This is a genomic window from Dysgonomonas sp. PF1-14 (assembly GCF_029892965.1).
In the GTDB taxonomy this organism is placed as follows: Bacteria; Bacteroidota; Bacteroidia; order Bacteroidales; family Dysgonomonadaceae; genus Dysgonomonas.
Genome location: NZ_JARXWN010000004.1, coordinates 94573 through 120819, shown reverse-complemented (window position 1 = coordinate 120819; position 26247 = coordinate 94573). Strand labels below are relative to the sequence as shown.

25 protein-coding genes and 3 tRNA genes are annotated in these 26247 nt (G+C 38.3%); 8 read left to right on the top strand and 20 right to left on the bottom strand.

The annotated features are described in order from the left end of the window. Positions 1–131: 131 nt before the first annotated feature. On the top strand, positions 132–1010 hold the full coding sequence (locus M2448_RS06990; protein ID WP_280648018.1) for a hypothetical protein: 879 nt from the start codon (positions 132–134) through the stop codon (positions 1008–1010). A gap of 24 nt (positions 1011–1034) precedes the next feature. Beyond that, the gene (locus M2448_RS06985) at positions 1035–1724 is read left to right on the top strand and encodes a hypothetical protein (RefSeq protein ID WP_280645194.1); all 690 of its coding nucleotides are present in this window, start codon (positions 1035–1037) and stop codon (positions 1722–1724) included. Positions 1725–2059: 335 nt separating this feature from the next. Here the strand turns inward: M2448_RS06985 and M2448_RS06980 are convergent, their stop codons facing one another. The 3 genes from M2448_RS06980 to M2448_RS06970 all read right to left on the bottom strand — a co-directional run bounded on the left by M2448_RS06980 (position 2060) and on the right by M2448_RS06970 (position 4404). After that, positions 2060–3085, bottom strand: a complete 1026-nt coding sequence (locus M2448_RS06980; protein WP_280645193.1) for a putative phage abortive infection protein — start codon at positions 3083–3085, stop codon at positions 2060–2062. A 241-nt stretch (positions 3086–3326) separates the two neighbouring features. Continuing rightward, the gene (locus M2448_RS06975; protein ID WP_280645192.1) at positions 3327–4100 is read right to left on the bottom strand and encodes a hypothetical protein; all 774 of its coding nucleotides are present in this window, start codon (positions 4098–4100) and stop codon (positions 3327–3329) included. Between the two features lie 4 nt (positions 4101–4104). Then, on the bottom strand, positions 4105–4404 hold the full coding sequence (locus M2448_RS06970; protein WP_280645191.1) for a helix-turn-helix domain-containing protein: 300 nt from the start codon (positions 4402–4404) through the stop codon (positions 4105–4107). A gap of 622 nt (positions 4405–5026) precedes the next feature. Between M2448_RS06970 and M2448_RS06965 the strand changes: the two genes are divergently transcribed. Then, on the top strand, positions 5027–5608 hold the full coding sequence (locus tag M2448_RS06965) for a hypothetical protein (protein ID WP_280645190.1): 582 nt from the start codon (positions 5027–5029) through the stop codon (positions 5606–5608). Between the two features lie 126 nt (positions 5609–5734). Here the strand turns inward: M2448_RS06965 and M2448_RS06960 are convergent. The 9 genes from M2448_RS06960 to M2448_RS06920 form a co-directional block, all read right to left on the bottom strand. Next, positions 5735–5818: transfer RNA gene (locus M2448_RS06960), tRNA-Leu, on the bottom strand. Between the two features lie 8 nt (positions 5819–5826). Beyond that, positions 5827–5899, bottom strand: a tRNA-Gly gene (locus tag M2448_RS06955). A gap of 109 nt (positions 5900–6008) precedes the next feature. Further along, positions 6009–6479 (bottom strand): hypothetical protein, encoded by a 471-nt coding sequence (locus M2448_RS06950; RefSeq protein ID WP_280645189.1) that lies wholly within the window; start codon positions 6477–6479, stop codon positions 6009–6011. Between the two features lie 30 nt (positions 6480–6509). Beyond that, the gene (queG, locus tag M2448_RS06945) at positions 6510–7433 is read right to left on the bottom strand and encodes a tRNA epoxyqueuosine(34) reductase QueG (RefSeq protein ID WP_280645188.1); all 924 of its coding nucleotides are present in this window, start codon (positions 7431–7433) and stop codon (positions 6510–6512) included. A 15-nt stretch (positions 7434–7448) separates the two neighbouring features. Then, positions 7449–8042, bottom strand: coding sequence for a hypothetical protein (locus M2448_RS06940; RefSeq protein WP_280645187.1), 594 nt, complete (start codon positions 8040–8042; stop codon positions 7449–7451). A 370-nt stretch (positions 8043–8412) separates the two neighbouring features. Continuing rightward, positions 8413–9318, bottom strand: coding sequence for a glycosyltransferase family 2 protein (locus M2448_RS06935; RefSeq protein WP_280645186.1), 906 nt, complete (start codon positions 9316–9318; stop codon positions 8413–8415). A gap of 171 nt (positions 9319–9489) precedes the next feature. Then, positions 9490–12000 carry a YfhO family protein gene (locus M2448_RS06930; protein WP_280645185.1) on the bottom strand — a complete coding sequence of 837 codons (2511 nt, stop codon included), beginning with the start codon at positions 11998–12000 and terminating at the stop codon, positions 9490–9492. Between the two features lies 1 nt (position 12001). Beyond that, a complete protein-coding gene (locus M2448_RS06925; protein ID WP_280645184.1) occupies positions 12002–12925 on the bottom strand; it encodes a class I SAM-dependent methyltransferase in 924 nt (307 codons plus the stop codon). A 4-nt stretch (positions 12926–12929) separates the two neighbouring features. Further along, positions 12930–13589, bottom strand: coding sequence for an HAD family phosphatase (locus tag M2448_RS06920; RefSeq protein ID WP_280645183.1), 660 nt, complete (start codon positions 13587–13589; stop codon positions 12930–12932). A 177-nt stretch (positions 13590–13766) separates the two neighbouring features. On the opposite strand from M2448_RS06920, the gene M2448_RS06915 reads away from it, so the two are divergent. Beyond that, a complete protein-coding gene (locus M2448_RS06915) occupies positions 13767–14369 on the top strand; it encodes a nitroreductase family protein (RefSeq protein ID WP_280645182.1) in 603 nt (200 codons plus the stop codon). Positions 14370–14433: 64 nt separating this feature from the next. Here the strand turns inward: M2448_RS06915 and M2448_RS06910 are convergent, their stop codons facing one another. Next, positions 14434–15483, bottom strand: coding sequence for an endonuclease/exonuclease/phosphatase family protein (locus tag M2448_RS06910; protein ID WP_280645181.1), 1050 nt, complete (start codon positions 15481–15483; stop codon positions 14434–14436). A 262-nt stretch (positions 15484–15745) separates the two neighbouring features. Here M2448_RS06910 and M2448_RS06905 point away from each other — a divergent pair, with 262 nt between their 5' ends. Continuing rightward, the gene (locus tag M2448_RS06905) at positions 15746–15919 is read left to right on the top strand and encodes a histone H1 (protein WP_280645180.1); all 174 of its coding nucleotides are present in this window, start codon (positions 15746–15748) and stop codon (positions 15917–15919) included. An 80-nt stretch (positions 15920–15999) separates the two neighbouring features. Here M2448_RS06905 and M2448_RS06900 read toward each other — a convergent pair whose 3' ends face one another. Then, positions 16000–17382: a tyrosine phenol-lyase gene (locus M2448_RS06900; RefSeq protein ID WP_280645179.1), complete on the bottom strand. Its 1383-nt coding sequence runs from the start codon at positions 17380–17382 to the stop codon at positions 16000–16002. Between the two features lie 927 nt (positions 17383–18309). On the opposite strand from M2448_RS06900, the gene mtgA reads away from it, so the two are divergent. Beyond that, positions 18310–19044, top strand: a complete 735-nt coding sequence (gene mtgA / locus M2448_RS06895; RefSeq protein ID WP_280645332.1) for a monofunctional biosynthetic peptidoglycan transglycosylase — start codon at positions 18310–18312, stop codon at positions 19042–19044. A 2-nt stretch (positions 19045–19046) separates the two neighbouring features. Further along, positions 19047–19577: a hypothetical protein gene (locus tag M2448_RS06890; protein ID WP_280645178.1), complete on the top strand. Its 531-nt coding sequence runs from the start codon at positions 19047–19049 to the stop codon at positions 19575–19577. Positions 19578–19644: 67 nt separating this feature from the next. Here the strand turns inward: M2448_RS06890 and M2448_RS06885 are convergent, their stop codons facing one another. The 4 genes from M2448_RS06885 to M2448_RS06870 are packed head-to-tail and all read right to left on the bottom strand — an operon-like array spanning position 19645 to position 22315. Continuing rightward, complete coding sequence (locus M2448_RS06885; RefSeq protein ID WP_280645177.1) at positions 19645–19827, bottom strand: hypothetical protein; 183 nt, start codon at positions 19825–19827, stop codon at positions 19645–19647. A gap of 11 nt (positions 19828–19838) precedes the next feature. After that, positions 19839–20612, bottom strand: a complete 774-nt coding sequence (locus tag M2448_RS06880; RefSeq protein WP_280645176.1) for a TatD family hydrolase — start codon at positions 20610–20612, stop codon at positions 19839–19841. Then, entirely contained in the window at positions 20599–21306 is a 708-nt protein-coding gene (locus tag M2448_RS06875) for a hypothetical protein (protein WP_280645175.1), read from the bottom strand. The genes M2448_RS06880 and M2448_RS06875 overlap by 14 nt, the downstream gene beginning before the upstream one ends. Positions 21307–21337: 31 nt before the next feature. Further along, entirely contained in the window at positions 21338–22315 is a 978-nt protein-coding gene (locus tag M2448_RS06870) for a polyprenyl synthetase family protein (protein WP_280645174.1), read from the bottom strand. Between the two features lie 931 nt (positions 22316–23246). On the opposite strand from M2448_RS06870, the gene M2448_RS06865 reads away from it, so the two are divergent. After that, positions 23247–23334 (top strand) — tRNA-Ser (locus M2448_RS06865). Positions 23335–23400: 66 nt separating this feature from the next. Here the strand turns inward: M2448_RS06865 and M2448_RS06860 are convergent. Both M2448_RS06860 and rffA read right to left on the bottom strand, forming a co-directional pair. Further along, positions 23401–25104, bottom strand: a complete 1704-nt coding sequence (locus tag M2448_RS06860) for a DUF6044 family protein (RefSeq protein WP_280645173.1) — start codon at positions 25102–25104, stop codon at positions 23401–23403. Further along, positions 25101–26237, bottom strand: coding sequence for a dTDP-4-amino-4,6-dideoxygalactose transaminase (gene rffA / locus M2448_RS06855; RefSeq protein ID WP_280645172.1), 1137 nt, complete (start codon positions 26235–26237; stop codon positions 25101–25103). The genes M2448_RS06860 and rffA overlap by 4 nt, the downstream gene beginning before the upstream one ends. Positions 26238–26247 lie beyond the last annotated feature (10 nt).

The window sequence follows — 26247 nt, the reverse complement described above, 5'->3', positions numbered from 1 at the left end:
ATATATAAGAAAAATTAATAAGTATGCACCGCTTTATTATTATAATTATTTCATTAGTAATTACTTTGATTGCTTTCTCTCAGAATACTGAATATGCTGATTCACTAAAGAGGGAGTTTTTACTAAAACTAATGGATGAAAGAGGCGATACCACAAAAGTTTTAATCAATAATTTACCAGACATAGAATACAACTATTTTGTAAAGAAAGTATCTTTAAATGGTAGATATTGTTTGGAATTAAAGGCTGTTACCCATGTGGATTCTATTGCAAAGGCAAAATATGGCTCTTTAATTGAAGATAGAGATGTTTTTTCAGGTTATTCTTATTCTCAAAAAATCGAAATTTTGGAAGAATTATTAAGTTTTCAGGGCGATACAACAAAAAGTGGCAAATCTTATAAAATAAATTCTCCAGACTTAAGTAGAATCTATATTGAACCGTTTAATATTCAAATAGAAGCTCTTTATACATTTTCCAAAATGTTATTGATTGGCTATCCTCCCATTTTACCCAAACTGACAGATAAAAACGAAGTGATTAACTTAAATGGTAATCAAACTGTAGTTGATGAAGTTTACGAGCTATATAGGCAGTGGTTACAAAATGCAATAAAAAATGATTTTAAAAATATAACTTTGCCTATGTCTGGCAGTTATTATCAATGGGAAGGACAAGGAAAAATAACGAGCAAATGGTTTATTGATTTTCATAAAAAGGAAAAAAATGACTTATCCTATAATGCTTTTGAAGAATCATGTGATTATATTAATACGATGCTTAAGGATGAAATTCCTTTGTATTTTAAAAATGCCGTTTTGAATACAGAAGTTGCTTTTAACGATGAAAAATTTGATATCGAGAAAGTAAATCAAAAGTATAGGCTATTGGTACATCTAGCAAAAGAGTTTTCAAAGGGTAATTTGATTTCTTATATAGGTAAGGATAAAGATATAATTACAAAACATGCAGCCATATTTAAAGTAAAGTACTTACAGATACGACACTAATTCCCGTAGATTCATCATATTTTTATGTACATACCCCCCTATACCTACGATTTTGAAGACCCTTTAGGTCAATCTGATTGGTCAAAGATGCTTGTGTCTAAACTATTGGAAACGGGTACAGGCAACTGTCATTCATTGCCTTATTTATACAAAATACTGGCTGATGAACTAAATATACCCTGTAATCTAGCCTTTGCACCTAATCATATCTATATTAAATTATTCTCTGAAAATAAAGGCTGGTATAATACGGAACTAACAAGCGGGACATTCCCGATTGACGCATGGATAATCGCTTCGGGATATGTAACTATTGATGCTATACGAAACGGCTTATATATGGATACACTTAGCAACAAACAAGCCGTAGCCAATTGCCTTGTAGATTTAGCGCAGGGCTATCAACACAAATATGGTAAAGACAATCCCGAATTTGTTATCAAATGCTGTAATAAGGTTTTAGAATACCATCCCACAAATGTAAATGCTATCCTGACAAAAGCCGAAGCTCAAAAGCACTATATCCATTCGTTGATGAAAGCCCAAAACCTGAAAAGTCCAGAAGCCCTTTTTACTAATGAAATATTAAAAATATGCATTCCGAAATGGAATCTTTATATATCGAGCTTCATAAATCAGGCTATCGGCGTATGCCAGAGGAAATGTATTCCGAATGGCTCAATCTACTTAGAAGTGAGCCAGACAAATACATAAATAAGTCATTCAGCCAGTAAAAAAGTTGTCTAATGAGATATAAATAGAATAGGGCAAACGCAAAACACTATCTATTAAATTGTAAAAAATGGGACTCGATCTTACAGACACTCAAAATAAGTTTCAGCTAATCTGACAACATTTTTCTCTTTCAAACGCCCTCTAAGGGCTTTTGGGGAGGGGATTTGAAAGAAAAAAATGTATTTTGAGGTTGAATTTCATCTGACAGTAGAAATTGTATGATCGAGTATCAACTTTAGCAATTAAATCTATATTGATTTAACATATTTTCGCTACTAAATTAACAGATAATTTTTATAGCCGATAAAATTCATTTAATCAAGACGATATTCCTCTTTTCCCTTCTGCCATTTCAGAATAATATCTTCTGTCAATCTAACTTTTTCTAAATATGCAGATGGATGGTAATTATATTTATGTCCTCGGTTGACTAATAGTTCTTCTCTTAAAGTAGATAAGAGTCTGTACTTCTCTATTAAAGCTTTGTCACCTAAGCCCCTGCTATTTGAGAGGCTATTGTAAAAAATCCAGACACTCTCATATGGAGAAAAAGTATTTCTTATCATATTTACATATATTCCTTTTTCATTTTCTTCTAAAATGCTTTGTGTATCTACAAATGCAATTATACTAAATAGATGCCTGAAATAATGGTCTAATAATTTAGGTTCTTTTAGGTTACAATAGAGGTCACTAAAATATGTATCTGTCACTGGTTTGACAACACAATAAATAATATTCTTCAAGCCATCCCTATATTGATTATTTCCGAAGCTTAATATTGCCTTTTCATATAAAAAATAAAAGCTTTCTCTCCCTTCAATTTCTTTATCAATAATTTCTTCTCTTACTACAGGCTCAGCATAAAAAGAAACTTCTTTTTCGTATGGAGCAAAAACTGTACATGTAAAATGTAGATTATTTATTAATTCTTGTTGCAGGCTCATCATATGAAAAAATGTATTTTCAAATCGTTGTAGTTGCAAGGTCTTATTCTGAATTTCGAATTCTTCCCGTTGTAAGGATAGTTCTTTAGTCGTATTTTTCAATTCTTCTCGTTGGAGTTCTAAATCTTCTCGTTGTAATCGAAGTTCACTTCTTTGCATGATAATAGCTACAATAACACCCGCAAAAGCAAAAGCTGAAATTAGAGCGTTTACAACTCCTGAACTATCTCCCAACAATGCAGGGTTGTTTATGCTTTCATTCCCTAACGAAGTAAAGAATGTATTAGCGAACCAATGTGTTAAGAATAAACCACCACTCCATATTACTAAACAGATTATAATTGATATTACAACTATTCTAACTAATGAATCAGACTTCTTTATATTTCCCATTTTCAAAAGACTATTTATACAAATGTAAGAATTCTTATCTTTTTTCTACTTATAAAGAAGTATTTTGCAAAAGTGAACGTTCTAATCTCAGTGATAAATCAAAAGCGGACATGACGCTGGTCTTTATACCCTCCAATAGCTTATTTACTTCTCTTTTACGGGCAGATTTATCCGCAGGTGACAGCAAGGCGTCAGGAAAGGAATTTATCTTCGCAAATAGCGTCCTTTTCAAACTTACACCCTATTCCAATAAAGATTCTGCCAATACATGCAAAATAATGCTTCCTGTGCCCAATTCTTTTTTAGTTTTTGGAATATCTAAAGTTTGTTTTTTAGTTATTCTGTTATATTGACAGTATAGGTCTTCATTGAAAACATCTAACATCCTGTCTGTAAATAAGTCTTTATAAAGGAGTGGTTTTTGGTTATTTAACAACTCAGGAGATTTATAGACCACTTCAAATCTTATATAATTATGGTCTTTTTTCCAACCAGCTTCTTTGACAAGATGCAGTGTAGATTTTCTATGTTTATCCCTAATGTTTTTTCCTACATCATAGAGTTTTATATGTATCTTTTCCTTGTTATCATCAAAATGCCTAATTGCTCCACTATCACATTCTTTTTCCCACATACATAGACCGTCATTACCTAAATGCCCACTGATATACAGCGAAGGTTTTAGAATTACTTCGAATGTTTTCCCATATTCAATTTGGGTCACAGTCGCTTCTTGCAGGTCTATCTCTATAATTTTTTCTATGCTTTTAATAGCTTCCTGAAAAATCTTTATATCTGCCGTGAAATTATGACCTTGCTGAAAATAGAGAGGGTTGCCCCATATTTCAATAACTCTGCAATTAGAATTCCATCTAAGCTCTATATCAAAAGAACAGAGACCGTGAACAATATAATAGTCCCATCCTGTATCATAGTATGTTGCTTTTACATCCAAGAGGTCAAGGTTCGGAGCTTTGTTTCCAAGCTTTTTTCTTAATCTTATTCCATCAAACATCGTATTACCTCCTCGATTTTACTTTATGTTCTTCCATGAAATTATTAAGGTCATTCTTATGTATATAAATTTTTCGGCCGAATTGGCTAAATGAAATGACCCTTCTATCTCTGTAGGTTTGCCATGTCTTTTTACATACCCCAAAAATTTTTCTAGCCCTATCCGATTCTATCCATTCCAAATCAGAATTTCCCTCTAATTTTTTACTAAGAAATGATTGTAAACTTTCAATCTTTTCCATTATTTCATCAAGAAATATTTGTGGTACTAATACCATTGGTACGTTCATCGCCGTTGCTTGCATGTTGTTGTTTTTTTAATGTTTACACCACAAAGATAATACTGCAAGACACTGACAAACAAATATTTAAATGAAACGTTTTCAGGCTTTTAAAAGATATATTTTAGGTGCAAAAATGAAATAATTTTGAAAAAGTAAATTTCGCAAATTATTTCACACGCAAACTCCTAGTAATCAAATTATTAAATTGAATTTTTAATAAAAATCAGAAAAAAAATTATATATAACGTGTCTGGGGGGGTGGTTTTTTGAGGTAAAATTGGTTATAATTCCTCTCGTAGCACTACTTTTACTATAATTTTAATTATTTGATATTGAATTAATTACACAAGAACAAAAAGTGATTTGGTGTACTCCTCACTATTTTTAGAATAATATCTATTTCCTACCAATTTATCCAATAAAAGGCATAAATCAGGCACTTTTTAAACGTTTTTGTTCAAGAAACGATAATTTTCACTATATATTTATTAAGTGAGCATCCACCTGTTGAAAAATAGCCCCCTATCACAGTCATTTTTTATAGCCCCCTGTATCCGAGACTTAAATATTTATTTTATAGTCAAATAAATATCTTCACCTTTACTAATTGATTATATTTGTGGGAGATATAAAATGGTATTTTATGGAAATTATTTTTCTACCAAAGGACATTTCATCTGAAGACATGATGAATGAAGATATAAGTAAATTAATGGCTGAATCTAAAGACTTCGAACTTTTAAAAAGAGATTTCGAATCTATAGACAAAGAATATGATATAAAGTCTGTAAATCTGGGAAAAGGTGCTGATTTTATATTATTATGGGCTATATTCACAGGATTAGGGTCACTATTTTTGATGGGAGATAAAATAGAAAAGAATATTGAGGCTTGGTCTAAGATTGGAAAACGAATTAAAAAGATTTTAAAAAGAAGTAATGCTTCTTATATAGATAGAGATGCTGCAATATTTTTGTGCATTGACTATTTATATAATAAATATAAAACGACAAGTATTCAATTAAGACAAGATGCAAAATTTTCCTTAGATGATTTAAGTCAAATGATGTCTGATAGGGAAAGTAAAGATTTTATAGCAAATCCTTATTCTGTTTATTTTTTTCATTTCGATATTAATAATATGGAACGTGAAATTATTTGTGTTCGGTCAGATGGAAAATTAAAATGCCTTGAAAAATACAATGATTATAATTTCTTTTTTTAAGATTATACATACCATCAAAGAAAGAAGAGCCTTCAAAAATCACAAAAGTTACAGCAATGTTACAGTAGCACAAAAACAAAACCGCTACAATCATTTGATTAATAGCGGTTTACCTACTTTTAAAAGTACTCGGAGCGGGACTTGAACCCGCACAACCGTAATGGTCACAAGATTTTAAGTCTTGCGTGTCTACCATTCCACCATCCGAGCAGCCTATGAGCGAAAGACGGGATTCGAACCCGCGACCCCGACCTTGGCAAGGTCGTGCTCTACCAACTGAGCTACTTTCGCAAATCTTACTGCCAGAGAATCTATTACGGACAGCGCCCTGCCCCATTCCCTTTTAGCGAGTGCAAATGTAAAAAATGTTTTTACATCCTGCAAGGTTTAACAAGCAAAATTAGCGCGTTACATAAAAAACATCGGCTTCAGCTGTCGATACTACTCTATATCTTTGAAGATGGAGCTTAGAAGACCCATCCGTTATCCGACCATTAGACATCAAGTCATAAACTTTTCCACACTTTTCGCATGTAGCGGTGAAGTTGCCAGAACCTTTCACCCGAATGTGAGCCATCTTCTCATTAGGACAACTCAGGTCAAATGCAAATAGATCAGGCGTATTAGTGGCATATATACTATTTACAACGATTAATCCTGCATAACCCAGCGATTCACCTGCAAGTATCGGATAACTGCCTTTTACATATTCCTTATAGCTACCGGGTGTTCGCAAAACATTATCTACAACCAGATTTATCTTAAAATTAACAGGATAAACCGGAATAATATTCTCTTCCTCATCCTTTCCACAACCGCAGAAAAGCGAGACAATCAGCCCTGTCAATAATATATGTTTAAGTATTTTCATCTTATATAAAACGTAAAATCAGTATAAATATTATTCTCTATTCTGCTTCAATGCCTCTAGATTCCTTTTCAGACCACCGAATTTAGCCCTTTTTACAGCTGAGCCTTTAAATATTTGCCTGTACTCTTCTTCGGTCAGATTCTCCAGCTTATCGTAAGACAAATCGAGGAATGCCTGAGACGGATCAAATTCCTTTGTACTATGAGGGCGAGAATACCTGTTCCAAGGGCAAACCAGTTGGCAAATATCGCAGCCATAAAAGCGATTGCTCAGATAAGGAATTACTGATGCCGATAGCTCCCCTTTATTCTCTATCGTCTGATATGAAATACACTTATTCGCATCCACAACCTCCGCCTGCACAATAGCCTTCGTAGGACAGGCGTCCAAACAACGGGTACAGCGACCACACGACAAATTCAAAGGTGTATCGTACTCTAACTCCAGATTGACGATCAATTCTCCCAAAAAGAAGAATGATCCCATTTTAGGAATGATCAGCAAAGAGTTCTTCCCGATAAAACCCAACCCCGCCTTTGCCGCCCAATAACGCTCCAATACAGGGGCAGTATCTACAAACGAACGCCCTCCTGCCGATGGTTCAACCAAACGGATGTAGTCAAAGAGTTGTTGGAGTTTGACCTTTACCACATCGTGGTAGTCTTTTCCATAGGCGTAGTATGCAAACTGCGGATAACCTTCCGGCTGCTTTCTATCGGGATAGTAGTTAAGAGCTACACAAATGATTGAACGCCCCCCCTCAACCAACAGCGTAGGATCGAGCCGCTTATCGTCATTGCGAGCCATATAAACCATATCAGCCTGATAGGAAGAACCCAGCCAGTCCCGAAAACGCTGTTGATTATCCGTATCTACCGGCTCGGCTTTACAGATACCGCAGGCATCAAACCCCAGACTACGGGCATATTCTTTTATTTGCGTCGAAGTAATCAATGTATCAACAGAATCCTATTTCTGGCGTTTATCCACTCTGCTTACACCAAAATACTCGTAAGCTGTGGGGTCTGTATATATTTCTTCTTTGGTGTTCTTATTCCTGAAAACAACAAAGTCATGGTCTTTAAACCATCCGCTCTTTGCATTTTTATGCATATTATTACCAAACAGGTACAATTTTCCTTTCTTTGGCTTAGCCTCCCACTCTTTCTCCAGACCGAAACGTTTGATCAGATAATTACCTGTAGCCGCCATAAAAGCAGCATAACCTACACAATTGGCCCCACCATTTTCAAAAGCTTTCTGCGGGTCACTATCCGGATAGTCCGTTGAAAAATTAAGAGCCTTAGTTGTTATTAACTGTGATAAATCTACAATGCGGTCTATCGTTATAGTGGCATCTAAGGTCTCATCATTAGGTAGACTTTGATCGATATAAGTAGTCAGGCTACCCATCTTCAATTCATAGCTTTTCCTGCCTCCTGCATCTTCGTACTTTACGACACCTTTATAGATCGTTCCTTTCAGGAAAAAAAGCAGCACAAGGATACCTACAACGATTACTATAACTGCCGTCACATTTCCCTTCTTATCTTTCTTTGCCATAATAATCCTTTATTCGTTAAGTAAAATTTTAACTAAAATGTAACGAATGTAACGAATTTCATTGTTTTTACTTTTCATTACTTTTATTCTCCATGTCACTCTGACCATAGGGAAGAGTCTCTTCTCTCATAAGAGAAACATCTACTTTTCAGGGCTTTGCAGCTCCCTCTCCCGTTGGAGAGGGCTGGGGTGAAGTGGATTTTAACTAAAAAGTAACGAAAGTAACGGATTTGCACCATTTTTACTTTTCATTACTTTTTGTTATTAACTGAGTTTAAAGACCACTTATCATTACATGCACAACACTCCTGTGACCGTTGGTTGTTAACTGATGACTGTTAACTGAATGTATCTTATAGATAAATTTTTCTTACTTTCCTAACAAGCCCTTTGTCACATGCCATCGGAACTGGAGTAATTTCCATCCTTTTGCAGGTGATAGCATTAAAGTATAACCTACGAAAAGCACTAACGAACCCGCCCACTTCTTGCACTCCGACAAGATACGATTTTTGTATGACTTCTCCGAAACAGCTTTCGTGCGGATACGCTCACTTTTTCCTATCGAATAAGTTAACTCTATGAAGTGCGCTTCGGTCAGTTTCTTTTCGGGAATGTAGTGATGTATTCCCATCTGCGGCAGGTAATAAAATGCTTCATTACCTCGCGTAAGCCTGTCATACAGGTCTTTTTCCTCCGCACCTATCAGCCCCGTACCTTTACGCCCAAGTTCTACGTTGAATAGCCCGTATCGCTCGAATACTTCTTTCCTGAAAGCCGAATTACCCCCTCCGGGATATTTACCGTTTCGGAAAGGTTTAACTTTATCACCTTCATACAATGCTCCACCTATAAGCTGTTCGGTATAATGCGACAGCCATCGGGGTTTGTCCACTTCATATACGGGAACAATAGGTCCGCCACAAGCATTCACTTCAGGATGAGAATCGAAAAACGAAGCTATGGAAGACAAATAACGATCGAAGACCGTAGCATCATCGTCTACAAATACGAGTATATCTCCCCTACTCTCCTCTACCCCACGATTTCGGGCGTAAGACAATCCCTGATTCGTCTCCACAAAGTAGCGGAATACAACCTGCGGATAATCCGACTCAAATTGTCGGCATATACTTTCCGTACTGTCTGTACTATTATTGTTCACCAGAACTATTTCGTAGTCCTGACGGGAAAAATCCTGTTCTGCAATGCTTTTCATAGCATTATAGATGTATTTCTCTCTGTTGTAAGTACAAAATATAACGGAAAACTTCATTTACTATTTTTAGTTATGAGTTGCCACGACTTTTAAGTCGTGAATAATAGGTCGAATAGGCAAAGACTTTAGTCGAATCGTTTTGGCTAAAGCCTTTCGCTACATTTCCACTCTATCCTCCACTTAAAAGTGGAGGCAACTAATGAAACGACAACAAATCGCATATATCTACTATTCTTCTTTTTTCTTTACAAAAGGCATTATCAGCATACCTATCAGCAATAAGATGAGTATGCCCGACGATGCTGTAGCCACCATACGGCTTGTATCGTAAGCTTTCGGTTCAAACTTGAATACAATTTCGTGCTCTCCTGCCGGAACGCGCATTGCACGCAACGTCCAGTCAGCACGAAAATGCGGCGCTTCCTTTCCGTCTACATAGGCTTGCCAACCATCCGAGAAATACACTTCGGAGAGTACAGCCAATTGCTCACCCACCGCTTTCGACTTGTATTTAAGCATATTTGGCTTATATTCGGTCAGTTCTATCGTAGCTGTTGAATCGGTGGCGATTGTCAGACCGGACAACTGTCCTTCGAAACGTTTGTCTACAACTGCCGTTTGCAACGGATTCAATGTATTCAGAGCAGCCAGTTCCTCATCCGCATTATTCACCATCTTGTATTCCTGTACAAACCAGGCATTACCCATCGCAAACGGATTAGGCAATGGCGGTTGTTCAGGATGATATATTATATATTTTGTATTCAGCATGTTCAGGCCGGTAGTAGCCGCAAATGATGCCATAATAGTATCGGGATTTTGTGAAGAAAAAGTATTGATCACATGGTTGATTTCTTTATCGAGCCTGTTCTCAATCAGTTCCTGATAACGTTTCAGCTTGGCAGCATGGTATCCGCCGATCGACTTATGATAGTAAGACGTATTCGATTCCTGAAACGGATTGTTCAGATTCAGCACTCTGTACGATACATCCTTATCCTGCAAGATAGCTTTATCAGCTACCGTCTGAGGGAATGTTTCGGTCTGATAAGTACTCTTGCTCACAAAGTTGGAACTGTCCAGATAACGAGTATCTACCATCCAGAGGTCTGCTAATACAAGAACTATAACGCCGAGAACAGAGTACAAGCCTAGTTTCTTCATCTCCATAGACGAACGAAGCGAGAAGAACAGAACAGCTCCAGCCAACAGCACAAAGACTAGCGAACGCAAGGCATCAGACGACAACAGGTCTTTACGGTCGGCTATCAGCGCAGTGTAAAACCAGTCGGGCATCTGTCCGCGCCATGCGGCATCCGAATCGGCTGTAAAATTGAACATGAAGCCCGGTACAGCCCAGAAGAACAAGCATAAACCACCGGTAATTCCAAGCGAAATATATAGTGCTTTCGTCAGTTTATTTTTATCTACTTCACCCGAGAAAAACTCTTTAAGTCCCCATACGGCTACCATTACCATAGTAAGCGCAGGAATGACCAGAGCCGTAGATACGGCGCGGAATTTACTGTATAATGGGAAGTGATAGAAAAACAGGTCATTAAACCATTCCATGTTTTTACCCCACGACAGGAATATAAACAAAACAGTAACACCCAGAAGCCACCATTTCATATTGCTGCGAATAACGATCATTCCCAGCAGGAACAGGAAGCAGATGATAACCCCGAAATATACAGGGCCTGAGGTAAATGGCTGTGCACCCCAGTAAGTATATGCCTGTACGCCTTTAGGGCTGACCTGTGAGCCATAGCCTTGCTTTACCATTTCTTTGTACAGGTGTGAATCTTTATCCAGCATTCCACCCGAAGCCCCTCCATGAATATTCGGAATCATCAGCGAGAATGTCTCAGCCTTACCATAACTCCATGCAAAAGCATAATCCTTATCCAGTCCGGTCGACTGCTTGTCCGAAGCCGACTGTGTAGTCAGTTCCGATTTGCCGCGCGTACTTTCACGCGCCATTTCCAGATTGGCATATATATTCCCCATATTACAGGCGGCGGCAAGTATCAAAGCAACAACCATAACACCCGAAGCCTTCAACAGGGATTTTATATCTTTTTTCGAAATGCGCTCTACCGCATATCCGATAAACAGTATGGCACAGAATATGCCTGTATAATATGTTATCTGCAAGTGATTATTCTTTATTTGCAGAGCCAGTCCGAGCGCCATCAGCAGCCCGCCCAGCAATATCTTCTCCCTGAACAGCGCCATCACCCCCGCCACTATCAGCGGCATATAGGCCAGCGCCCATGCTTTGGTGACGTGTCCGGCCTCCAAAATGATAATATTATAAGACGACAACGAATAGGCTATTGCCCCCAATGCCGATACAACAGGGGAGAAACCCATAACGCAAAACAGGATATATGCCATCAGCATAGCGGCAAAAACAGGCCCTGCCGTATTATTCCCCAATGCTTTATATGGTTTTTCCAGATAATCGAGGAAATTAGGACTGCCTCCCCAGATACCTATCTGATAGGCAGGCATACCCGAAAACATAGATCCTGTCCATGCCGAAGATTCTCCTTCGTTTTCATAGTATTCGCGTAATTCCTGCGATGCTCCCTGAAATTGTTTCACATCGTGCTGTGATAATACTTTACCTTCGAACACCGGACTAAAGTATATCAGCGTTATCGCCAGAAAAGCAATGATTGCACACACATGCGGCAACAAGGATTTCAATAAGGATTCTTCTTTGTTGATCATTTTATTTTTGTTTTATTTCTTTTTTCTTCAGAATATATGTCAGTGAACTGCATCTCTCTTTATTACCGAGACTTTTCAGGAAGTAGATACCTCCTTTTATCAATCCGACAAGGCTTCCCAGAGTAGTTCCTTTATTTTGCTCGCTGAGCATGGATATATAGAAAGCATCGAAATACATAGGTTTGGTATCTACCACTTCAAACTGATGCCTGTTAGCCAGATGTTCGAAATCGGAGGGAGAGAAATGCCACAAATGGCGCGGCACATCGTACGCAGCCCAATATTCTTTGTAGTGGGCAGCGTCATACGAATCTTTATTCGGCAGTGCTATGATCAGTGTACCGTCATTCTTCAATATTCCCTGTATATGGTCGAGTACACTGTTCAGGTGTTCCAGATGTTCCAGTACATGCCACATGGTTATAACATCTTTCGTCTTGCATGGTATCTCGTACAAATATTCGGACGGTTGACAATCTATATCGAATTTCTGTTTTGTATATTGCCTTGCCGCATCCGATTTTTCTATACCGGTCACTATCCATTTTTGCTCCTTCATTTTGTTCAGGAAATACCCTGTACCCGAACCTATATCCAACAGCATACCTTTACGATTATCGGCATAGCTTGCCACCATTTTGGCTTTCGACTTCAATGCGACTTTACGAGCCCAATGATAAAGCGTATTAATGATTCCTTTATGGGTATCGGAATGAGACACATAAGCCGTAGCTTCGTAGTATTTTCCGATTTCTTTTTCAGACGGAAAATCCTGTGTAAATGCAAAGCCACAGACAGGACATTTACAGATATCGAAAACTTCCTGTGTGGTCAGATTATCTTTACAAGAAAGGAAAGGAGCTATTTCTTTACTTCCACAAACGGGACAAATACTTGTATGAATTTTATTGGGGGTATTCTCCATCGTTTCAGTACTTAAGTTGAGATTTGTCCACTTCGTTGAAGCTCTTTATTATCTGGCAATCAGACCAGTCAGTATAATCGTCATCATTAGAATCGACTACAATGATTTTACCGGCATCGGCATTTCGTGCAGCCTGCAATCCGGCAACTGCATCTTCAAATATAATTACCTCTTCCGGTTTTTTATTTATCACAGACATTGCTATCTGATATATCTGTGGATCGGGCTTACCCTTTATCTTGCCATTATTGTAAACTACCTTATCATATTCGAACCAGCGCGAAAGCGGTAAGTGATCAAAATAAAAATCAAGATTCTCCTTGCCCGATGCAGTAGCAATGGTAAATGGTATATGATGATCTTTCAGGTAATTGAGAAACTCCTCTGCACCGGGTGCCATCAGCATATCGGTTTGCAGGCATAGTTCCTGATATAATCCTTCTTTTTCGAGTATATATTTCTGTATCTGGGTATCGGTAAGCGATTCATCGAACAGGGAGAGAAATATATCCTTGTTATTTTTCCCGTGCATCTTGTTGAATTTATCCTCATCGGACAAGAACAGGTCATGGCGGGTCAGGAAGATGTCCCATGCCTTATTATGCAATTTTGTATCCCAGAATAATGTACCGTTAAAATCAAAAATAACACCTGAAAACAACATATAATATTTTAGTTTACTTTCTACCTAATCTGCCACAAATGTACGAAATACTTAGATATATAGATATTTGAAGACATAACTATTATTTTTTTTATACATATAATCAAAACTTTTCCACTTACTTTGTCGTTAACATATCAAACTAACAATAATTATTTAACATAAAAACTTAGCATTATGAAAAAAGATCTAAAACAGGCAATCGAGAAGCGCAGAACATATTACAGCATAAACGATAAAAGCCCTATCTCGGATAACGAAATAAAAGAAATTATTGATTTTGCAGTACTTCACGTACCGTCGGCATTCAATTCACAATCTACCAGAGTAGTTCTCCTGTTAGGGGATAATCATAAAAAACTGTGGAACATAGTGAAAGAAACATTGAGAAAGATGGTTCCGGCAGAAGCGTTTCCGGCTACTGAAGCTAAAATAGACAATGCTTTTGCAGCAGGATACGGCACAGTATTGTATTACGAAGACGAAAGTGTGGTAGAAGGTTTGCAAAACGCATTCCCTTCATACAGTGAAAATTTTCCTAAATGGTCGCAACAAACATCGGCTATGCATCAGTTCACCATATGGACACTTCTTGAAGAAGCCGGATTCGGAGCTTCGCTACAACACTACAACCCGATAATAGACGAGGAAGTGGCAAAAACATGGAACATTAGCCCGAAATGGAAACTGATCGCACAAATGCCATTCGGTACTCCTAATGGTGAAGCCGGACCAAAGGAATTCCAACCACTTGAGGACAGGGTATTAGTTTTTAAATAAACAGATAAACAGATATATATACAAACAAGAGCGAAAGATGGCAATCATCTTTCGCTCTCTTTTTTCACTTATCCAGACTGAAAGTAACTAACAGGGCTTTGTGGTCACTAGGCCAGATACCCTCCCCTACTTTGAACGGATCTTGCGTGTTATCCTTCACCCGCTGATGACGGCATACAGAGCCATCAAGTCCCCATACAACAGCATCTTGCAACTTTAGCCCTCTATGGGGTGCATAGTAAATAAAGTCGATACGTTCGCGTTCGTCAGCATCGGGTGTCCACGATAGTTTGGAGACAGCCATCAACGGATTATCTGACGGATATGTTATTCCCGGATGGGTAACCGCATTGGGGAACAATTCTCTGTATGTGTCCATGTACCCATAAGCGGCAAGCATTGTACTCACCGTCCAAGGGATGATCAAACCATTTCGATCGAACATGTGTACAGTTTCCTTTGTCCAGTCCTGAAATGAAGGCTCATTGAAGTCACCACCCAGAATAACGATACGCCCTTCACTCCTGTCCTTTTCGGCATAATCGAGAAAAGCCATTATGCCATTATCCCGCTTCGATTTCACATTATCCATCATAATAGAATCTATATCTGTCATCGGCGGACGTTTCTTCCATGTAGAGCCATCATAACCTTTCACATCATAATACGTGCAGTTACGGTAATCGAGATGGGCTGTATAGAGAGCAACCTTCTGCCCTTCCATATCGATGAGTGCACGGTAAACACTTCCGGCATCGTTCACACAGGGAAACACTGTAGTGGAATCTGTAATGGGATATCGTGACAGCAACCCTGTATCGTAGCTATAAAATGAATAGAATGTATGCCCTTTTTCTTTCAATGAACTGACAATACGGTCGCAGAAGCGTGTATTGTTATAGTTGCGAACTTCGCTCAATGTTACAAAATCAGCCTCCGAAGCGATGATCTGGTCTACAATAGCATCGTAACCACCGGGTACAATAGTACCTTCCTGCCAGACATTGAACTGAAGGACTTTAAATACCGGACTGTTTCCTTTATCAGCTTGTGCCGAAGCCAGCGCCACAGAGCACAACAAAACGATTGATAAAATACTGATTGCTTTCTTCATGGGATATTAGTATAGATTTATGACCGAACAAAGATAACCATTAGCAGCGGAAAATATAAAAGATAGCCTCCCTATTATCCACAGGACACCTTTCTTTATTTATTTTGTTATCGATTAACTAAAGAATAGGATCACACAACAGGCTATTAACGAAAAAGATAGAAATCAGAAACAATTTTCGCATAAATTAAAACTTTTGAATAGGCTTGTATGTTTTGTAATGTAGATTATCTTTGTATAAATTTTTAAAATTGATAAGAACATGAAAAATTTAGTAGAAAAATTAAATCAAAATTTTGCAGACTTTGCTAAAGATGCTGCTGCTCAGGTTGAAAACGGAAACAAAGCTGCGGGACAACGCGCAAGAAAAATTTCTCTTGAAATAGAAAAAGCTTTGAAAGATTTCCGCAAAAAATCTATCGACGCATCAAAATAAGCATGCATACAAAAGATAACGGGACTAAACTCAATGAGCTTAGTCCCGTCTTTTTTTAGCACACATATATATAATTTACACTACAACTCTTCAAATCTTCCCTGGAAGAAGCGTAAATACTTAGGCTCGTAGACCATCTTCAATCCTCTGGCTTTATCTCTGTTTTTATACATTTCTATTATACTCCATGCCGCTACATCGAAGTGTGACTGTGTATATACTCGGCGAGGAATAGTCAGACGCACTAATTCCAGTTCCGGATAGTAATGATCTCCGGTATCTTTATTACGACCTGCCGAAACAATTCCACGTTCCATACCACGTACACCGCACTCTACAAATATATCGGCTGCCAGTTTCTGAGCAGGGAACTGATCTTGCGGAATATGAGGATAGAATTTTTTAGCATCTATAAATACGCCATGCCCTCCGATAGGCAATACAATAGGAATACCGGCCTCATGCAACAGGTTACCGAAATACTCCACCTGACGCACACGCGATGCTATGGTCTCTTCCTGTACAGCTTCTATCAGCCCCTGTGCCATTGCTTCCATATCGCGTCCTGCCAGTCCGCCATAAGTAGGCATCCCTTCGTAGACAACAATAAGGCTGCGCAATTCGTCAAACAGGTCAGGATCGTTACACATTACCAATCCTCCTATATTTACATAAAGGTCTTTTTTGGCACTTACGGTCGCCGCATCGCTGTACATACAGAATTCGCGGTTTATATCTTCTACACTTCTGTGTTTATAGCCTTCTTCGCGCTGCTGTATGAAATATGCATTTTCTATATTACGTGTTGCATCCAGTACAACCTTTATACCATGTTTATGAGCTAATTCCGACAGGGCTTTCATATTAGCCATACTCACAGGCTGCCCTCCGGCCAGATTTACCGGTGCGCCAACTGTTATATAAGCTATATTCTTAGCACCCTTCTCATTTATTAATTTTTCAAACTTTTCCAGATCGATATTACCCTTGAATGGATGATCCGACTGGCTTTTATGAGCTTCGTCTATGATAACGTCTACAAAAGTACCTCCTGCAATCTCCTGATGCTGACGGGTAGTAGTGAAATACATATTTCCGGCTACATACTGCCCCGGAGTGATGGTACATTTGCTCAACAGATTTTCTGCCCCACGCCCCTGATGGGTAGGAAGAACATACTTATATCCATAGTATTTTTTACAGATTTCTTCCAGATAATAATAGCTGCGGCTACCGGCATAGGCCTCGTCCCCGATCATCATCCTCGACCATTGCTGGTCACTCATCGCATTTGTACCACTATCGGTAAGTAAATCGATATACACATCGTCGGCATGCAACAGGAATGTGTTCCATCCGGCCTCTTTCATACATTTCAGACGATGTTCGCGGGTTGTTGTTTTCAATGGTTCTACAACTTTAATACGATAGGGCTCTGCCCACGGTTTTTTAGTAAAAGCCATATTCATGATCTTTAAAGGTTAAACTTAGATAATATTATATCGTAATCTGTTTTTCCGGAAAATAAAATCATATCAATAGGTGACTCGTTATCTCAACGGACTATTTTTATGACAAAATGATTGTCACCCCAACCACTTTTCACAAATATAAGATTAATTAAACGAAACACACAAGCTTTATAGTGTTTTTTACTTTCCTTATGTCATTTTTATTTATAAAGATGATCTGGTAAAGAATGGGAATCAATAGTCAGATTAATTTATATGTTGGTTTATTTACTACTGCGCGCAATTAAAAATTGCTTGCATTCCTTTTGGCCTAAGCCCCAAAAGGAATCAAAAAGTCTTTTGCGCCCCGCTTCATAGGACGACCCGTAAAAGGGCTCAAAGGCTAAACGAAAAAACTCGCTCATAGCTTTGTGCAATACGAATCTGTTAATAAGCTCAAACACGTTTTCGTTTCACGCCTTTCTCCCCCTACGGGTACCCCGTCCATAAAGCTAACGGCGCGGGCTGACGCATGATTTGGAGACGATCACCCTACCCTGTCAGCGCATTGCGACTCTGTGCATTAGCTCCGCAAGCGGGCACCTGTCCGGTGCAGGCGGCGTAGAAGGGGATGGGGCGATAGCCCGTTTGTCCCCTTCAGCCGGCAAGCCGTTGACAGGTCGCTGAGGAGCGGAGCACTAGCCTTTTGTTTCGTTTTGGGCAATGCCAAAATGAAAAACAAGCACGGGAGTGCGCGTTAGTTCTAAGGCAGACTCAAAAAATTAAACTTGGATAAGAGTTATGTAGGTAATAAATGAACTATTTTATTAAACATATTACCATAAATAATAATCAGCTATAAATAGTGAAAATCCAATATTTATAATTACTTTTACTTTGTAAAACAAAGTGGATGTAAAATTGATTTTCAGCAACGATATGGCTAAGGCTATCTTTAAATGGTTCAGGCGGTTTGTTATATTTTTCTTCCTATTCAGCATCCTGCAGGTAGTCCTCACCAAGTTTATTCCTGTATATTATACTCCATTGATGGTATGGAACAATACCGGTCAACTATTCTCAGGTAAAACAGTAGTGTGTAAGCACAAATGGGTACCGATAGAAGATATTTCCAAGAATTTACCTTTAGCTGTGGTTGCCTCCGAAGATAATCTATTTCTCGACCATTCGGGATTCGACTTCAATCAGATAGAAAAAGCAATGGAAGAGGCTGAAAAAGGAAAACGTCAGCGGGGAGCCAGCACTATCAGCCAACAAACGGCTAAAAACATTTTCCTATGGTCGGGCAGGTCATACATCCGCAAAGGACTCGAAGCTTACTACACATTCCTTATAGAACTGATATGGGGAAAGGAACGCATCATGGAAGTGTACCTCAATTCGATAGAAATGGGAGAAAATATATACGGGGCAGAAGCTGTAGCACAAGCCCATTTCCATAAACCGGCGAAAAAACTGACAGCAGCAGAGAGCGCACTCATTGCAGCTACGCTACCCAACCCGATACGTTTCAACTCAGCAAAACCATCGGGATACATATTGAAAAGACAGGCTAAAATACTGGATTTGATGGGGAAAGTAAATCCTGTGGATTTTGACAAAGAATCTGCCCTTAAAAAAGAAAAGAAAAGTAAAAACACAAAAAAGAAATAGTTATGGAAAAGCAACTACAAGAGAAAGAACTGGTATTCAGAATCAAAGCTCTGACCGTATTTTATATATTCGCCCTTTTCTTCTGGGGAATAACAGCCTTTCCACTCGAAACCGAAATACGGATCGCATGCGATATATTGGGAATAGAGATCGGCGCATCCCCCACCAGTTACGATGGGTTGAAATTCTGGATAGCTACTGTAGCCGAAGGGGTAGTCAACACAAACAGGGATTATCCGTTTCTGGCTTACGGAACAGATTGGCTTGCATTTTCACATATCGTGATAGGTATCGCATTTCTGGGAGTATATTTCAAGCCCGTAACGAATATCTGGGTCGTGTACTTCGGCATGGTTGCCTGCATAGGAGTAGTCCCTTTGGCACTTATTTGCGGAGCTGTTAGAGGCATTCCTTTCTACTGGCAACTGATCGATTGCTCATTCTGCCTGTTTGGTATCATCCCGCTATACTTTCTGCTTGTATATATAAGAAAACTGGGAAAACTCATAAATTACATTCCCTCAAAATACTAAACTGCTACTAATCAACGGCATGGAAAGCCGAATCGAGATAATGACACACCTCCTCAGTTGACGGCAATTAGGGTAGTTGTCCTATACTATCGAGGTATGCTTCGAGTTGCACATCCGTATATTGTATCGTCTGTTCGGTAGAATCAGTAAGAGTAAGAGGCTTTGTCCCTGTAGGCTTATCTGTGTTTACTTTGTTGCCACAGGCAGACAGGAGAATGGCTGCTAATGACAATACTATCAGACGGTACATAGTGATATAAGTTAAGATACACTAAATAGTTTTACTGTATTATCTGTCGTTATTCTTCCGATCTCTTCAATGCTTACATTATATATCTCACTTAACTTTTCAGCTACTTTTACAGTATAAGACGGCTCATTCCTCTTGCCACGATAGGGCATTGGTGCCAGATAAGGCGCATCGGTCTCAATGATGATGTGTGACAGGTCGGTCTGTTTAAGTACTGTGGACAAAGTTGAATTCTTAAATGTGACAACACCATTGATACCCAATAGGAAGTTTTGCAGGTTGAGGATTTCTCTCAGTTCCTCTTCTGTCCCACCGAAGCTGTGGAATACACCTTTTAACCTTTCCACCCCTACATTTCTGATACATGCGATACATTCGGGGATGGCATCGCGGGAATGTATTGCTACCGGAAGATCGTAATCGATACTCCATCTGAGCTGTTCTTCAAATGCTTCTTTTTGTTCTTTTTCAAAGGTTTTGTCCCAGTAGAGATCTATGCCAATTTCGCCGACAGCTATGTAAGACCGTTTTGTCAACTGTTGTTTAATGACGTTGAGCTGATTGCGCCAGTCTTCACCTACACTGGTGGGATGTAGCCCCATCATAGGGATGCAATAACCCTCATAATCTCCAGCTACACGATGTAGCCTGTCTATCGATTCTATGTCGATGTTCGGCATCAGTATTCTTTCTACTCCTGCGGATTTTGCGCGAGTTATTACCTCACTTAGATCGGCATCGAATTCTTCTGCATAAATATGCGAATGAGTATCAATTATTCTCACTTTCTATTTTCTTTTTCTCTTCTTTGCGGAGGTAGTAGACCACTCCGTATTCTTTACACCGTTCCAGTCGTTCCTTACTAGGCAGGCTGGCAAATGCAGCTTCTATCTGATTCCACAACACAGTGAGTGTGGCATCTATGTCGTCTCTTTGTTCGCTAAGCGTATCCAGTTGACGGGTAGTAGTATTCTGATATGTTTTTTGTGTAAAGTACGCATCTTTAAACTGAGAGAAAGCAACATTTACGCGTGCTATTGTCGGATTATATACAGGGACACCTCCTTGTACTAAACGAGCCTGCTCCCCCTTAATAATATTTTCGCCCCAATATAGCAAAGAATCATTACTGGTGAGGTCGGGCACCGAAAAATTATCGGGATCGAGACCATAGAGCTGTTTTTGTTCTTTCTTTATTTCATTTCGGATAACACAGAAATTGAGTACCTGAATAAAATGGGAGATATACAATCTTGCGTTTTTTATCAGCTTCTGGAACTTACGATTGGCTGCGGCCTGTGTTTCAAGGCTTTCCCTGTAACGGTACTGGGCATTCTCAAAATTGCGGAGCATGAGTTCCATATTCTGTATATTGAGAGAGATAACACCTTCCCCAAATAGGGTGTTATTTTTCTCTATTGCCGTTTTCAATGCTCTTATCCTGGCATTGTCGGTGTTAGGTAGTCTTCTGTATGGCATAAATTTGTAGTGTGCGTTACTTTGCTTATTATCAGGAAATCCGTGACATCAGATTTTCTGCGAGATTATATAATTCAGTCTTTTTTTCTTTTTCTATACTTACTTTGTCAAGGCATGCTACAGCCTTGTGGTAATATTCGGCTATGAGGTTCTCCGATTTCTTTTTCAAATCCAGAGAGTCGTATATTCTGGTAACAGCAGTAATTTTTTCATTTTCGTCAAAATCGGTTTTGTCGATCCATGAGATCAATTCTGTACGTGCCTTATTGTCTGATAAGGCATTGATCAACAGAAATGTTTTCTTATTGCATAATATGTCTCCTCCGATCTTTTTGCCGAAACTTTTACTGTCACCGTAAACATCCAGCAGATCGTCTTTCAGTTGAAATCCTAGTCCTACATTTATTCCGAAATCATACAAGTTGTTTGCATCTTCTTCTGAAGCCCCGCCTACTATTGCTCCTTCTTTCAGAGCACAGCCCAGTAATACAGCTGTTTTCAGACGTATCATTTCTATATATTCGGGAATCGTTACGTCCATCCGTTTCTCAAATTCCATATCGAGCTGCTGCCCGCAACATATTTCGGTAGCGGTAACCGAAAACAGGTCGAGAACTTGTTGCAGATATCGGGAATCTGTTTTTGCTATTTCTTTATATGCTTCTATAAGCATGGCATCGCCGGATAATACAGCAACATTATCATTCCATTTGATATGGACAGCCGGTTTTCCTCTGCGCATATCAGCTTTGTCCATCAGGTCGTCGTGCAACAGTGTGAAATTGTGGAATATCTCAATGGCCAGTGCTATCGGGATGACTTTTTCTATATTTTCTTTATACAAGTTATATGACATCAGTGCCAGTGCGGGGCGTACACGTTTACCTCCTAAAGATAGGATGTATGTTATCGGCTGAAAAAGCGTTATCGGGTGATGATTGTATTCTACTTTGTTGATGTTGGTATTTACAATCTCAAGAACTTCGTCGAAAGAGTATAATGTTTTCATTATTATATAAGTATAAATGTTGCTAGTAGAGTTATTATCTGTCCTAAGGCCTGGCTTTTGCGAATATCATCATCCGCGACAACAAAGATAGTCTATTCGCACCAAAAAACAAAATAATATAAAAAGAACTATTCTTACCCCACTAAAATTAATGACCTGTACAATATCTTCTTTAGAAATAGACCTTTTAGGGGTAACTTCTTTGAGTTTGGATACATTGTAGTCTGTCTACCTTTACAACGTTATCCTTTATAGCCTTATTATAAATAGCTCTGAGGGTGCGCATCCTGTTACTGATTGTATTGCCTTTGTTAGCCTGACCCCGAAGATAAGATTCATACCTATTAAGGAAGCTGGTATTAATATCTACAAACAGAAGTTGAGATACTTTTGCAAACCGATGTAGTGAATATCGTAATGCTTCATAGTGGCTGGCATTTCCGATTCTGCCCTCTGTTTTTAATCCTGTATGACCTTCTCAAAATATTCTTTTACTGTGGTGTTCTTAGTTGGTTATTCTACAGCATTTGCTAACTGAGTTAATGAATAGTCTTTGCCTATGGATTGAAACTCTAATACCTGTTTCTGGGACTTAGATTTCCTTTCTGTAATAATATTCTCTAAATACCCATAATCAGGACAACTCGGTTTAATCTTGTTTTTTGTAGCGTCCCAGTGGTCAGGATTAACATTGACACCCAGTCTTATTATCTTCCTTTTTCTGTCCTTTGATAGCCGTAACACTATTGGTATACAACCGTTTGAGCTCTTTCTGCAAGCCTCTGCAATCACGTCAATTTTAGCATTCATTTGTAGCACAAATGCCCTTAAATCGACTGAATTTACTATAAAAACACCTTAATTTCAGATTAATTTGTCAGAATAAAAATATCCCTTATCTTTGCACCCACAATAGTTTTCAACCAGAAAAGGAGAGGTGCTCGAGTGGTTGAAGAGGCACGCCTGGAAAGCGTGTATACCCCTAAAGGGTATCGAGAGTTCGAATCTCTTCCTCTCCGCATAGATAGACAGTTATACGATGTATAGCTGTTTCTTTTTATGTTCTGCCACTGAAAAGCACTATATCATATCACTTTGTACAAGTATACAGTCCAATGAGATGTTTCATAACCATCAAATACCTTCAATAGCTCCAGCCGGTTGTTTATGTCTGTATTTATCTCTGCTGCTGAAATAATATACTCCCCTCCCATTTCTTTCAGTTGATCATAATCATATTCTAAATGCTGAATAACAGGATATTTACTTCTATACCTATTCAAATCGGCAGAGTTCATTTCCGACAAAAAAGCATAACACCACGAACCCCAATCATTAAAGAAAGAGTCCTCCTGATACGTTTTAGCTAATTCTTTCTCTATAATCTTCTTAAACTTGTGCTTGTAAGTCAAAGGATAGCTTGCCGAAAAACCATCGACAGTATAGAAACCGTTATACTGTGCTATAGCCGGATGAAGCCCGATATTGATAATACGGTAAGAATCAGGAGTGCGTCCTATATACTCCTTTATATCTTCGAACTGTTGTTCTGCATAAAACTTCTTGTAACTCGGCATACTTTTTCCTGTGTTGTACTGCTGGCTATTAAACAAAACAACTGATTGCACCACAATGAATACAATGCACACGTATTTACCCCATCTGACAAGTGTATGGATATAATATAACGAAATAGCAAGCAGAATATACCAGCAAAGCTGAAATAGCCATAATACGCGCGACAGATCAATCGGCAAAATATCATTCAATACATTTCTAATGCCGGCAAACTGATTAGAACCATAGATTATACACAGGATATATGAAAATATTATATAAAGAATAATTCCAAATAGTATTTTATTTTTGACCTTAAATTTTATTATCAAAATAATCGCAAATATGAGTAATAGCTTTATATATTTATCAAGTGTAACAACATGCATTTGAATGGTATAATTACCAGCATAGATTATACTCTTTGCATAGAACTTTATCTGATATTTTATGGTTGCACCATATGTATAAAATTCTTCTCTGTGAGAGACATAGGAATTATCTGCAATAAAGGAGTAAAATAAAGGCAAATGGCTTACAATATACATTACACTGAGAAATGCTATTGCAAAGAATAAATACCGACTATTCTCCCTGCGTTTTATAACATCCCAAAGCCATAGAAAAGACATATATAATAATAAGAAAAAACCGATCAGTACCAACGAGGAATAAAAGGCATACACAACAAGTATCAGCCAGTTTTTGATGCTTAAATCGCCCTTCCTGATATTTAAAAAGGCAAGAATTGTCATAGGTAGGCCGGCAACATGAGCCGAAAACGACCAGAATGGCAATAATGCAAAGAAAACAGCCGTTACTATGGGAATATAAACAGGTGCATCTTTAGATAATATATATTTCTTTAAAAGGAAATACATTCCGAAATATGCAAGCAGAGCTACAACATATTTACCGAAAACATACCCCCAAAACATTCCGAAAAGCTTAAACCACAAATAACTAATATCATAGGCCGGGCATAAGGAAGATAGAGGTAAACCGTCCATTATCTGATCGATTGTAGCATCTAAAGGTAAAAAAGGTCCTCCTTGTGCTAATACCATTTTAGCCCAAACAATGTTTGAATCAAGGTTGTCCCATATAGGAACATATATATTTTCACCTGATAATAAATATGGTAAGAAAGCTATAGAAATAATAAACAGTCCAAGAAACAGCAGATATTTCTCATTAGTCAAATACCTATCGACAAGCCCCTTCCCAATCATTTATATTCATTTATTAAGCTAATAATTTTTGCCTGATCGTCATCCGTCAACTCATAATAAAAAGGAAGTCTTAATAACGTATCGGCATATCTGTCACACTCAGGCAATACCCTTCCGTCATGTTTATCACTATAGTAAGGGCTGGAATGCAGACTCAGGTAATGAAATACACTCAGGACATCATTTGCCTTCAGCATATTTATTAAACCTGTACGATGCTCAAGGTCTTTACATATCAGATAAAACATATGAGCATTATTAGTAGAATATTCGGGGACAAAAGGTAGTTTTACATTATTAGTCAAAGCATAATCTTTCAGCCCTTCGTTATATATGTTCCATATATGTTTTCTTTTATCTTGAATATTCTCGAGATTTTCCAGTTGTGCCCACAGAAAAGCAGCAATAATTTCAGACGGCAGAAAAGAACTACCCATGTCTGCCCATCCATATTTATCCACTTCTCCCCTAAAGAAAGCAGAACGGTTAGTTCCCTTTTCCCAGATTATTTCCGCCCTTTTCTCAAACTTCTTATTATTCACTACAAGCATTCCTCCTTCTCCTGAGATAATATTTTTAGTCTCGTGAAAAGAGAACGCAGCAAGATCTCCTATTGAACCCAATGCTTTTTTAGTACCGTCCTTACTGATATAATAGTTGTCTATAGCCTGAGCAGCATCTTCAACCACATAGAGATTATGTTTGCGAGCAATCTCCATTATCTTATCCATATCGCATGCAAAACCTGCATAATGTACCGGAACGATAGCTTTTGTTTTCGGAGTAATCAATGCTTCTATCTTATCTGCATCTATATTTGGATTATTCGCCATAGAATCTGCAAATACAATTTTTGCCCCTCTTAAGACAAATGCATTCGCTGTACTGACGAATGTATATGATGGAATAATCACTTCATCGCCTGGCTGTATATCGACAAGGATAGCAGCCATCTCCAAAGCATCGGTACAAGATGTTGTCAAAAGGCATTTGCCAAAATTGTATTGTTCTTCAAAAAAAGCCTGGCATTTTTTAGTAAATATCCCATTTCCCGAGATTTTCCCTGAAAGTACCGCCTGATACATATAGTGAGTTTCTTTTCCTGTCAGATATGGTTTATTAAATGGTATCATTTTTAATTAT